General features: G+C 31.2%; 2 protein-coding genes. Both read left to right on the forward strand.

Going from position 1 to position 2,037, the window contains the following annotated elements; genetic code table 11:
* Window positions 1–228 precede the first annotated feature (228 nt).
* Entirely contained in the window at window positions 229–1,335 is a 1,107-nt protein-coding gene (locus PF272_RS02360; RefSeq protein WP_271141472.1) for an AAA family ATPase, read from the forward strand.
* Between the two features lies 1 nt (window position 1,336).
* Entirely contained in the window at window positions 1,337–1,759 is a 423-nt protein-coding gene (locus tag PF272_RS02365) for a type II toxin-antitoxin system VapC family toxin (protein ID WP_271141473.1), read from the forward strand.
* Window positions 1,760–2,037 lie beyond the last annotated feature (278 nt).

Raw genomic sequence — 2,037 nt, forward strand, 5'->3', positions numbered from 1 at the left:
CACTAAATTGATTATCAAAAAAAATCAAAAAATTCAGCATTGCCATCTTTTATAGATCTAAAAGTATTCAAAACCAGCATAATCATTATTAAGTTTTTATTTCTAGGAGTATTTTTGCAAAGAAAATGTTGTTGTTGCTTTTTATACTTTAGCTCCAGCCTTTACAAACTTTTTATATAGCGTAGTATAGCTGTCATAGATCTAACAATGCTGAAGACAGGATACATAATGCTCTCTTTAAAAAATATTGACTTCAAAGGCGTTAAAGGAATAAATGAACTTAAATTAACCTTATCAGATAGCTCAATTAACGTATTAATTGGCACAAATGGCATTGGAAAAACAAAAGCACTTGAAGCACTCTATACGTTATTAATCTTTACAAATACTGCTTTTCAAAAATATGGAATGTATGGCGAAAATGTTGTTTTTAATGAATGCTTGATTGATAATGAGCAGGTGATTTGTATAAACACAGAAAGCTGGAAAAGTATTGAGCAATTTCTCACTAACAATAAACTCTCCCATTCCTATCCCGTTATATTTCTTGCTGCACAAAATCGAGGGAAAATAAAAGGAGGATACAGTAATAGTATTGCACCTTTAGGAACTGCTGATACACGTGCACAGAACTATTTCGAACATATTATTCGTTCTATGGGAGATGATTTTTCATCTCTCAATATGGATATACCTATTCAAGAATGGATTATTCAACGTGCAAATTCTTCAACAAGTTATCAAGATGAAGAAGATAATAGAGAGTTAGAATTAATCTCGCTATTGAAGATTTTAAATAAAATTGATGAACGGATTAGTTGTGATAAATCAACACTAAAAATATCTGGAGATAATCAAGTTTCCATTCTGGTTGATGGTAAAAAAACAAAACTAAACGAATTAAGTAGTGGCTTTGCATCACTGATAAAAATAATCCAATCCATTATTGCAGGTTATTCATTCTTCACAAATAGCCAACAAATAGAGAATATCGAAGGATATGTATTAATTGATGAAATAGAGAGTCACCTACATTTAGAATGGCAAACGAAAATTTTACCCATTCTATCTGAAGTATTTCCTTGCACTCGTTTTATTATAACAACACATTCTTCTTTGGTACTCTCTCAATTATATAATGGTTCCGCATCCCGCTTGGTAAATAAGGATAATAAGATCATCAATGAAGATATTCCTAATGCAAGTAATTTCGCTCTAATTGATCTGCTACAAGAGGCTTTTGATATAGATCTTAATCAAATTAAAATTAAGTCAGCAAAAGCTGAACATCAAGAACAAGCTAAAAAAGCAATCTTAGACTTATTAGGAGTATAAAATGAATGGTGTTTTACTCGATGCAAATATTCTTATTGATGCCTTAAATGATAAAGACAGTGAATCAGCCAGAAAATTAAAAATGCTAATGAAAGATGAAAATACCGTCATTTTTATTACACCTCTAATTAGCTATGAAGTATTACGTGGTCTTGCTTGGGAAGACAAAGAAACCTATCAGAAGGTAAAAACAGCCATCGCTTCATTTTCATCACTTAATATTGATCATAAAATTACGAATTTAGCAAGTGAACTATTTCGATTTGAAAAATATGAACGTCTTCAAAATGGACAAGAAACCAAGAAAATAGATAAACACAATTTTGATATAGTGCACTTTTCAACAGCTAAAATTCATAATCTAGAGCTCGTTTCAAATGATAAAGATATGCAAAGCTGGGATGAGCTATATCAGAAGATCTAATACTCGTTATCTGATAACACTAAATTGATTTTTTTTGATAATCAATTTCCTGTTCACTTTTTCCTCATCTATGTAATTTAATAGTGTTCCTTCTTTAATCAAACAATAAGGAACACTATGAAAAAAACAACACTAGCACTACTCTTATCTGCAATTTTATCAGCTTCAGCAACAGCAGAAGAAAGCCAACAACAACCGAATATTGTCAATATCACGATTAATAATGTTGGCGAAGAATCGGGCTTAGAGATGGGGACAGGATCACGTGCAAGAGGGAC

This window comes from Gallibacterium faecale (assembly GCF_027920745.1).
Lineage (GTDB): Bacteria > Pseudomonadota > Gammaproteobacteria > Enterobacterales > Pasteurellaceae > Gallibacterium > Gallibacterium faecale.

Coding starts and splice junctions, on each gene's coding strand:
- PF272_RS02360 (WP_271141472.1), top strand. CDS start 229: ATGCTCTCTTTAAAAAATATTGACTTCAAAGGCGTTAAAGGAATAAAT.
- PF272_RS02365 (WP_271141473.1), top strand. CDS start 1,337: ATGAATGGTGTTTTACTCGATGCAAATATTCTTATTGATGCCTTAAAT.